Genomic DNA, 9,347 nt, shown 5'->3' with positions numbered 1-9,347 from the left:
ACTCAAGACTACCAGTATCAAAGGCAGTTCCGGGGTTGAGCCCCGGGATTTCACCTCTGACTTAATAGTCCGCCTACGTGCGCTTTACGCCCAGTAATTCCGAACAACGCTAACCCCCTCCGTATTACCGCGGCTGCTGGCACGGAGTTAGCCGGGGTTTCTTTACCAGGTACTGTCATTATCATCCCTGGCGAAAGAGCTTTACGACCCTAGGGCCTTCATCACTCACGCGGCATGGCTAGATCAGGGTTTCCCCCATTGTCTAAGATTCCCCACTGCTGCCTCCCGTAGGAGTCTGGGCCGTGTCTCAGTCCCAGTGTTGCTGATCATCCTCTAAAACCAGCTATAGATCGTAGGCTTGGTAGGCCATTACCCCACCAACTACCTAATCTAACGCGGGCTAATCCTTCTCCGATAAATCTTTCCCCCGAAGGGCGTATGCGGTATTACTCACCGTTTCCAGTGGCTATTCCGCAGAGAGGGGCATATTCCCACGCGTTACTAACCCGTCCGCCGCTCACCCGAAGGTGCGCTCGACTTGCATGTGTTAGGCCTGCCGCCAGCGTTCGTTCTGAGCCAGGATCAAACTCTCAAGTTGAAATGATGTTGCCATCATATCCTTGACGTTCGAACCTCTGCACATCGTCCCGACCGGCATGATCGGGACAGTCTTCTGTTTGTTGTGCTTCAGGTTTTCATAAGAAAACAAGAAACCGTCCAAACAGTGAAGCTGACACTCTATCATCGACCCGAGGGTCTAAGAGCGCGATATACAGACGTTGATCCATCGAAATGAACCAAACCGCCCACATATCTCTTCAGTTATCATCAATTTCAAAGAGCGTAGAGACAAAAGCGACTGGATGCGCCCTAACTTTTTGGCGCGCCCCGCCTCGATTACCTCTGATTTATTCTTGCGTCTCGTTGCCGTCTGTCTGCGTTTCCGCTTCCGTGTGGCCCGTCTGGCGCCCCGTTGGTGCATCTCTGCGCCGCCGGTGAGGGGGGTTCTACGGTTAGTGCGGGGTGCCCGCAAGTGCTTTTTTTAAGAAATCGCATTTTTTTCCAAAAAACCTCATTTTCCTCGAAAAAACATAGGCTTAAGCAATCAAATTTCGTGAACCTCGGGTCAAATCGGCATAAAATTACCCGCGCCAACGCGCTCCGTCATACGCCTGTCATCAATATATAGGGTTATCCACAGACCTATCCCCAAGACTCACCGGACTCAGCGGCCAGAGTCGGATGAATCGCAGCCGATTCAATCAAACGAGTCGCCCGATTCACCGATTGAGCACCCAGGTTTTCCGAAATCTTTGCCCTTAAGGCCCGAGTCACACCTGGCTCGCCACGCAGACAGTGCCCAATTCAGGGCAAATCACGCCTCAAGCCGCTACTTTTCTGACCAGTGTGGGAACACGCAGGGCCAAAAGCGCCAGAATCACGGTCAGGTACACCAAAGGCTCCAACTGAAAGCCCTTGCTGAGCCAGACAAAATGCACCCCGGACAGAATCGCGACCGGATAGGTCAGCAGATGCAGCCGACGCCAAACTGCGCCCAGCCATTTTAAGGATGTATTGTTCGACGTCAGCGCCAACGGCACCATCAGGATGAACGCAGCCATCCCTATTGTAATGTACGGACGCTTGATGATGTCAGCCAAGACGCGGTCAATCGACTGCACGTCCAGCACAGCCCACACCAGTAGATGCAGCGCGACATAAGTAAAGGCGAGCACACCCATCGACCGACGGAATTTGATCAGGTTCACGCCAAAGAACCGCCGCAGAGGCGAGATGCACAAACCGATGATCACAAGTTGCAGCGCAATCCCTCCCAGCTCACGCTCAAGGGCATTGATAGGCTCGCGGCCAAGGCCCCCGGTTTGCGCCATATATAGAAGTACGGGAACCGGGATCAGGTACACTATATACACTGCCCATGTGGGGACCTTGCGGGCCACCTGATTGATCCGGTCCACCAACATCAGTAATTCGCGCGCAGGTCCATGCCTTCGTACAGGCTTGCGACCTCTTCTTCATAACCGTTGAACATCAGCGTCGGTTGGCGCTTGGCAAACAATCCGCCGCCCACCAAGCGTTCGCTGGCCTGGCTCCAACGCGGGTGATCTACTTCGGGGTTCACATTGCTATAGAAGCCGTATTCGCGCCCGTTCGCCTGATTCCAGCTGGTCGGTGGCTCGTCTTCTGTCACTGTAATACGCACAATCGACTTGATCGATTTGAACCCATACTTCCACGGCACAACCAAGCGGATCGGCGCACCGTTCTGGTTAGGGATGGTTTTGCCGTAGATGCCAGTCGCCATCATCGTCAGCGGGTGCATCGCCTCATCCAGCCGCAGGCCCTCGACATAGGGCCAGTCGAGTGTCGGGAACCGCACGCCGGGCATTTCGTCGGGACGCAGGGCCGTTTCAAAGGCCACGTATTTCGCGCCCTCTTGCACGCCTGCCAGATTCAACAGGTCCGCCAGCTCAAACCCGTTCCATGGGATCACCATTGACCACGCCTCGACACAGCGGAAACGATAGATACGCTCTTCGATCGTCATGGCCTCCATGATCTGGTCCATTGAATAATCGCCGGGATTGTCGACCAGACCATCAATCGCCACAGTCCACGGTTTAGTCGTCAGCATGTGCGCATTGCGTGCCGGATCGCTTTTGCCCGTCCCGAACTCGTAGAAGTTGTTATACTGTGTAATGTCTTCCCAGGAATTGGGCTCAAGCTCGGCTTCCTCGCTACGCGCCATGCCCGCCGCGCCGATCAGGCCCAGACCCATCGCCCCTGCCATGATCTGCCGACGGTTCATGTACGCCGCCAGCGGCGTCGCGTCAGCGCGCGTGAGGGTGTTTTTCCAACGATGGGCCATTCAAGTGTCTCCTAAGGTTTCAAGCACCATGGCACATAGATGGTCCTGACCGGGTACCAAAATGATATCCGCTCACGCGCTTGTCACCGGGTTGTAACTCGGAGTGATTTCGTTCAGCGGCCGGGACCGGCCATCATCCTGCACGATGCGCACGTGACGGCGGCGCATCATCCGCGGCTCAGCCACACCTACAGAATGTGCAATGGTCTCGACCTCGTGAATGATTTCACGGGCATATCGGGTCACCCGCTTTTCTTTGTCCTCGACAACAAGGCCCTTCTGGAAACGCTTGTCATGGGTGGTGATCCCAGTCGGGCATGTGTTCTTGTTGCACTTTAGCGCCTGAATACAGCCCAGGCTGAACATGAAGCCGCGCGCAGTGGTGATAAAGTCGGCACCCGCTGCCAAGGCCCAGGCAATATCGCCGGGGTTCACCAGCTTACCCGAGGCGACAATGCGGATGCGATCCTTCAGGCCCGCCTCGTCCCGCATGTCGACAACGGCAACCAGCGCCTCTCGGATCGACATACCCACCAGATCGATCAGAGGCATTGGTGCGGCACCCGTTCCACCTTCACCGCCGTCTATTGTAATAAAGTCAGGCGCACATGCCGCCCCCCGCGCGTTGATCGCGGCAAACAGCTCTGCCACCGGGTGTTCGGCACCCACAACGGTTTTGATGCCCACCGGCTTTCCCGTCACTTCGCGGATATGACACACCAGATCCAACAGATCGTTCCAGTCATTCACCTCCGCATGACGGTTGGGCGAAATCCCATCCTGCCCAACGCGCAGCCCCCGAATACCAGCGATCTCCTCCGTCACCTTTGCCCCGGGCAGAATGCCTCCTTTACCCGGCTTGGCCCCCTGCGCCAGCTTGATCTCGAACATCCGCACCTGCTTGTGGGCTGCCACTTCGCGCAACTTGTCATCGCTCAGGTTGCCCTCTTCGTCGCGCACGCCGAACTTGGCCGTCCCAATCTGAAAGACAATGTCGCACCCACCCTCAAGGTGATACGGGCTGATCCCGCCCTCGCCCGTGTTCATCCAGACACCCGCCTCTTTCGCACCCCGGCTCAGGGCGCGCACGGCGGGTTTGGAAATGGCGCCATAACTCATGCCAGAGATGTTGAAGAATGAGCGCGCAGTAAATGGTGTCCGCGCACCTTCACCAATGACCATTGGCGCGGTGCGCGCAAACTGATCCTCAAGCGGCGGAAATGCTGCATTCACAAAGATCGGCGTGCCCACCACATTCAGATTGCGGGTCGACCCAAAGGCCACTGTGTTACTGACTCCCTCGCCCGCCCGCTTGATCCACTCGCGTTGTGCCCGATTGAACGGCAACTCCTCGCGGTCCATGGCAAAGAAATACTGGCGAAAGAACTCACCCAACGTCGAAAATAAATGCCGGAACCGCCCAATGACCGGATAGTTCCGCCGGATCGCATCATGTGTCTGGGCGCGGTCTATGACGAACATGACCAAAGCCACAGCAACCGCCAGACCGATAACAAAAAAGAAGCCGAGGACCAAAACCTCGAGCACAGCCATTGCAAATCCCACGACATCCTCCGCTGAAAGCTGGGCACACTGTGCAAAGCGTTTCGCAAGGACGCAAGCGCAGGCGGGTTTCTGCCATACTTAACAAAGTCGTGAGTGGAAATGTGAAGACGGCCCAGCTTAGGCGCTCGGCAGCCTGTTTCAAGATGTTGTGGGAAAAATTTCCACGTGATCCATCTACCACTTCCGCGCGTTTCCCTGTCGATGCCGCATGACGGTTATCGCAACTCTGTTAAGGGAGACACTTTAATGATCCGCAAGACACTTCTCGCCACTGTCGCAATCGCCGCTGTCGCAACCGCTGCAATCGCAGGCACAGGCAAAAAAGACATCGTTGACACGGCCGTCAGCGCAGGGTCCTTCGAAACACTCGTGGCCGCCGTGCAAGCCGCTGGGCTGGTCGACACGCTGAAAGGCGACGGTCCCTTCACCGTCTTCGCGCCAACGGACGAAGCGTTCGCCGCCCTTCCAGAAGGCACGGTGGAGAGCCTGCTGCTGCCCGAGAACAAGGACCAGCTGACCGCGATCCTGACCTACCACGTTGTGCCAGGCAAAGTGATGTCGACTGATCTGCAGGACGACATGGAGGCCACCACCGTTCAAGGTGACGCTGTCACCATCGACCTCGATGACGGCGTGAAGGTCGAAGAGGCCAATGTAGTCAACGCCGACATCGAAACCTCGAATGGTGTGATCCACGTGATCGACAAGGTTATCCTGCCCGAAACAAGCAGCTAAGCAATTAACAACAAGGGCCCCCACCGCCCGGGGGGCCCTCACGTCGCGCAACACCGCACATCCCGGCCCCATGCTGCACCCGAACAGCAGATGAGGCCCCCATGACCGATCCCCTCCAGCACATCTCGCTCGCAGACATCTACGCCGACGCCCTGCCCCGCGACCGCGGAGCGCAAGACGCCGAGGCACAGACCGAGCTTGAACACTCCATCCTCAGCCACGGCCTGCGCCAACCGATCGAGGTCTGGCAACTCAGCCAACCGCAGGATGGATACCGCTACGGGCTGATCTCGGGCTACCGCCGCCTCGCCGCCTGCCGCACGCTCGACCACGACACGATCCCCGCCTTCCTCCGCAGCCCCCGCGACATCCCCGACGCGCTCGCCGCCATGGTCACGGAAAACGAAATCCGCGCGCAAATCAGCCCGTGGGAGAAAGTGCGGCTCATCCTCGACTGCCTCCACTCCGACCTCTTCGACAGCGAAGACGCAGCCATCGCCACCCTCTTCGGCACATTGTCATGCCAGAAAAAAAGCGCGGCTGCGCAGCATCACACTGGTGGTCGGGGTCTTTGACGGCACGCTCGCCTCCCCCGAACGGCTGTCCATCGCGCGCATCGAACGGCTCGCCTCCGCGCTCCGGGCAGGCTGGGAAGACCTTTTGCCCGACACCCTCCGTACCTCGGGCTGCGACACGCTCAACGGCCAATGGGCCGCACTCGAACCGGTGATCCACGAGGCACTCAACCCCCAAAACCAAGACACCGCCCCGGCGCCCCCAAAGCTCCCCGCCGCTCCATCAAATTCGCTCGCGGTCTACAAATCCGGCGCAAACTCACCTGCTCCGGCTGGATCCTCCAGTTTTCGGGACCCGAGGCCAAAATCCCGGGCCTGATGGACGACGTAATGGAAACGATCGAGCGGGTGTTTGGGACAGACAGCTAGGCCCCGCAGGATGCGCATTCATGCACACTGGTCTGACTTAAAAGCGATCAAACTATAAACGCGTAGGGGGCTTCAGCCCACCACGCCAGCTAGAGCACGTCAAACGGTGTGCGAACGCCACGGTTTGGTTGGTGTTTGTCAGCGCCTTCGGTTGCATCTGGTTTCGCTTCCAAGAGGCTGGATATCGATGGAATGGCGGTCAAATCGATCGTGAACGGCCAATGATGCTGTGGCATATGCTCGGGGATCGGTTCAAGAAAGCGGGCCTTTTCAGGTGGCAGGACATGCACGGCCTTGTAGCTCAGCGGCAACTCGGTCGCCAACTCAACAGGGTTGTGGTAGCAGAAACCCGGTTTACCGCACATCCCACCGGCAATCATTGCGGCCGTCCCGTGGGTTGACACGAAAAAATCGATCTCCATGCAAAAGGCAACTTTCTCGGTGAAGGGTAGATCGTAGATCTTGGTGAATACGACATCCTCATCCCATCCGAGTTCGATCTCCGAAGCGACTTTTCGGATGCGCTCGAACATCTTACGATCATTCTCTGTCACGCCAGTTTCTCGAATAGTCCACCCATCCCATGCGACGACCAGTTGGTGACCTCGGTCGGCAGAGTGGCGGACAAGTTGCGAGAGTATGACCGATGCCAGTTTACGTTGATCAGGGAAGCGATCTTTCTCAACGTCGAGGCCAATCACAACAACCATTGGGTCGGGCGGTAGCGTCGCGCTCCGCGCCTGCTGAGCGTCGGCGGATTCCGCAGCAAGCCGCGGTGCGCACCAGGGAAGTGCACCGCTGCGATCTGAAAGGCTGACGCCGGCAGGACGCCCTCCCGAGATGAGCATCAGGTTGTGTTGACGGCAATACGCGTTGACTTTGGTGTGCTCCAGTACCTTGGACTGGATGTAGGGCGCGAAGGTTGTTTCAAGCCCGAAGAAGGACTGGTTCCGGGCTTCGACCACCTGAAGCGGCTCTTCAAGAGCGTCAAGTTCAGCACGTTTGGCATAGAGATAACCCACCACATCCCCCACGAAATGCAGCGGTCGTGTGTCGCCCAAAAACAGAGTGGGCCGACGAGGCGCCTTCAATGGTGATACGCGATAGCGCGCAAGTTCGACCAGAAATGCAGCAGCGACGTCGCTTAGCTGCTCCTCGTAATTGAAGGGGCGGAGCATTGCCATCCGGCGTCCGTTTGCGTCACAAATTGCAATTGCGTGACCCACATAGACCAATTCAAACAGGCAGTCTTCGATTTTGGCGTTTTCGTAGTCGGCCGGAGCAAGGACATTCATGTGGTACTTGTTCAGGAAAATGCCGAAGATCTGCGAATACGCACGACCGTCCACGGGGCTGATCCTTTGGACGCCGCCCTGCTTGTAGTCTTCCAGCAAGTTGCACTCTGTGGTACTGAGGTACGCCTCCAGAAACGGGAAGCGTTCGGTATCAGTCTGGGTGATCTCTACGGACGGCGGCCCGCGCTTGAGCCTGCGCTTTGCAAGCTTACCAGCCACCCACCAGCGGAGGCGGCGTGCGCCATGAAAAAGAAGATCTGTTGCACGAACCGACGGGTGGGGCTTGGTCATTCGAGCAGAAACTCGACAAAATCGCCAATGGAGGCAAACCAGATGTCGTTGACATCTTCAAGTGCACCGTATCCCCAACCCGCATGTACAAAGCGAAATCCCGCGCGCTGCGCCGCTTCTTTGTCGACTTCCATATCGCCCAGGTAGATCGTGTTTTGCGGGTCGACGCTCACGGCGAGCGCGCAGTGCAAGAGTTGGTCGGGGTGCGGCTTTCCCCGCCCGGGTTTGACGTCGTCTGGAGTTGTGACATGGTCGAACTGGATTTCCGGCAGCAGCTCCGCCAGGATCCCTATCGTGCGTTCGCGGTTTTTCGAGGTCGCGATCGCAATCTGCACTCCCGCATCTTGAAGGCGTGCAAGCGCGTGGGCCACGCCGGGATAGGTCTTGATCTTCTCCTGGGCGGCAATCGCAGCGGCATTGTAGGTCTCTTCGATTGTCGCGTGCAGGGCCTCGTCAATCTCGAGCTGGCACAGGATTTCTCGGAAAGGATATCCAATGCCCTTGGCGTAGCGATCAAAGGGGATGTCCAGCGCAGCTACCTTGCACGCTGCCGCCCATGCCACCTCCATCGCGGGTACGGAATCGATCAAAACGCCGTCGAGATCGAAGGTAACGAGTTTGATGTCTCGATTTCGCGCCGTCGAGTTCATGATACCCACAAAGTACTCGTTACCCTGTACCGTAACGCCCTGCGGATCGAAATCAAGCAATGCCTGCGCGAGGGCGAAATCCTCCGGGTAGTCGATATCGACCGCTTCACGCGCATCGACCTCAGCCAAGAAGGTTCGGCCGTTGATGCGCGTGTTTGTCGTCAGATAGTCAGCCTTGCGGAAGACGTACACGCCGCTCGTTTCCGCATAGATCGGCAGAAGATCCTGAGTTTGCGCCATTGCTGCCGGATCGTAGTTAAGCGGTTCACCGCGGTGCCAGCAGTAAGTTTTCAGCTTCATCGCCGAGGCTGCGGAATCGTAGCCGCCATTTTTCACTGCGTCGACCGAGGCGCGAACGGTTTCTTGCGTTATGAATGGCGCCGTGGCGTGGCACAGCACGATGAGGTCGGCGGGGATACGCTCCACGGCATAGCGAAAGAGCTCATTCGCCTTGACCGTGTCGTGATCGAGCCGTTCCGGGCGGGCAAGAAACCGAACCGTTTCAGGAAGTAGCTGCATGACTTGCGGCTTGCTGCAGTAGCAGTAAACGTCGTCAAGCGCCTCAACCGCTGCCAAAGTCTCGAAGACATGGCGCGCGAGTGGATGATCGCCCAAACGCAGGAAATTCTTGTTCGGAAGACGTCTCGAATGGAGCTTGAGAGGGACAAGCGCAGCAACACGGGTCATGGCGTCTGCCTGCTGGTGCACGTCGTATTACCGGTATTCTTGCGAGAAGCTTGGGGAGAATTGCAGCGAGTCATCATGCAGCACCGGATAAGGTATTTGGGTAATCAACGCCAGCTAGGTGCCGCCGGTTTAGACTCTTTCACAAATTATTGCGAGCTCTCCATTGATTTGGTCTTAGGGTCAGGATTCATACCCAATAGATGACGGTCGCAATAGGTTCAGGACTCGTGGCCAGTAAATGACGAGTGCAGCGAGAGCGATGGCGGATAGGAAGACTTTGGGACATCTG

The 9,347-nt window shown here is 57.4% G+C and carries 8 protein-coding genes and 1 rRNA gene; 3 read left to right on the top strand and 6 right to left on the bottom strand.

What is annotated here, in order from left to right; all coding sequences use genetic code 11:
• The 4 genes from AC6RA8_RS18750 to AC6RA8_RS18735 form a co-directional block, all read right to left on the bottom strand.
• Positions 1–598, bottom strand: a 16S ribosomal RNA gene (locus AC6RA8_RS18750); the annotation flags it as partial.
• Between the two features lie 784 nt (positions 599–1,382).
• Positions 1,383–1,985 carry a protein-methionine-sulfoxide reductase heme-binding subunit MsrQ gene (msrQ, locus tag AC6RA8_RS18745; protein ID WP_500354801.1) on the bottom strand — a complete coding sequence of 201 codons (603 nt, stop codon included), beginning with the start codon at positions 1,983–1,985 and terminating at the stop codon, positions 1,383–1,385.
• Entirely contained in the window at positions 1,985–2,890 is a 906-nt protein-coding gene (gene msrP / locus AC6RA8_RS18740) for a protein-methionine-sulfoxide reductase catalytic subunit MsrP (protein ID WP_500354799.1), read from the bottom strand. The genes msrQ and msrP overlap by 1 nt, the downstream gene beginning before the upstream one ends.
• A 72-nt stretch (positions 2,891–2,962) precedes the next feature.
• Positions 2,963–4,456, bottom strand: a complete 1,494-nt coding sequence (locus tag AC6RA8_RS18735) for an FMN-binding glutamate synthase family protein (RefSeq protein ID WP_500354797.1) — start codon at positions 4,454–4,456, stop codon at positions 2,963–2,965.
• A 246-nt stretch (positions 4,457–4,702) separates the two neighbouring features.
• Between AC6RA8_RS18735 and AC6RA8_RS18730 the strand changes: the two genes are divergently transcribed.
• From AC6RA8_RS18730 to AC6RA8_RS18720, 3 genes are all read left to right on the top strand, one after another.
• Positions 4,703–5,191: a fasciclin domain-containing protein gene (locus AC6RA8_RS18730; RefSeq protein WP_500354795.1), complete on the top strand. Its 489-nt coding sequence runs from the start codon at positions 4,703–4,705 to the stop codon at positions 5,189–5,191.
• Between the two features lie 101 nt (positions 5,192–5,292).
• Positions 5,293–5,766 carry a ParB/RepB/Spo0J family partition protein gene (locus AC6RA8_RS18725; protein ID WP_500354793.1) on the top strand — a complete coding sequence of 158 codons (474 nt, stop codon included), beginning with the start codon at positions 5,293–5,295 and terminating at the stop codon, positions 5,764–5,766.
• The gene (locus AC6RA8_RS18720) at positions 5,750–6,085 is read left to right on the top strand and encodes a hypothetical protein (RefSeq protein WP_500354791.1); all 336 of its coding nucleotides are present in this window, start codon (positions 5,750–5,752) and stop codon (positions 6,083–6,085) included. Before AC6RA8_RS18725 ends, AC6RA8_RS18720 begins: the two co-directional genes overlap by 17 nt.
• A 139-nt stretch (positions 6,086–6,224) precedes the next feature.
• On the opposite strand, the gene AC6RA8_RS18715 is transcribed toward AC6RA8_RS18720, so the two are convergent.
• Both AC6RA8_RS18715 and AC6RA8_RS18710 read right to left on the bottom strand, forming a co-directional pair.
• The gene (locus AC6RA8_RS18715; RefSeq protein ID WP_500354789.1) at positions 6,225–7,721 is read right to left on the bottom strand and encodes a hypothetical protein; all 1,497 of its coding nucleotides are present in this window, start codon (positions 7,719–7,721) and stop codon (positions 6,225–6,227) included.
• Positions 7,718–9,058, bottom strand: coding sequence for an HAD-IA family hydrolase (locus tag AC6RA8_RS18710; RefSeq protein WP_500354788.1), 1,341 nt, complete (start codon positions 9,056–9,058; stop codon positions 7,718–7,720). The genes AC6RA8_RS18715 and AC6RA8_RS18710 overlap by 4 nt, the downstream gene beginning before the upstream one ends.
• Positions 9,059–9,347 lie beyond the last annotated feature (289 nt).

This window comes from Tateyamaria sp., from assembly GCF_059783535.1.
Note: the sequence above shows the minus strand (reverse complement) of the source record. Positions and strands in the feature narration are given on the sequence as shown.

Bases quoted from the DNA above. Each gene is read 5' to 3' on its own strand.
- msrP (WP_500354799.1), bottom strand. From the start codon at position 2,890: ATGGCCCATCGTTGGAAAAACACCCTCACGCGCGCTGACGCGACGCCG.
- AC6RA8_RS18715 (WP_500354789.1), bottom strand. From the start codon at position 7,721: ATGACCAAGCCCCACCCGTCGGTTCGTGCAACAGATCTTCTTTTTCAT.
- AC6RA8_RS18730 (WP_500354795.1), top strand. From the start codon at position 4,703: ATGATCCGCAAGACACTTCTCGCCACTGTCGCAATCGCCGCTGTCGCA.
- AC6RA8_RS18725 (WP_500354793.1), top strand. From the start codon at position 5,293: ATGACCGATCCCCTCCAGCACATCTCGCTCGCAGACATCTACGCCGAC.
- msrQ (WP_500354801.1), bottom strand. From the start codon at position 1,985: ATGTTGGTGGACCGGATCAATCAGGTGGCCCGCAAGGTCCCCACATGG.
- AC6RA8_RS18710 (WP_500354788.1), bottom strand. From the start codon at position 9,058: ATGACCCGTGTTGCTGCGCTTGTCCCTCTCAAGCTCCATTCGAGACGT.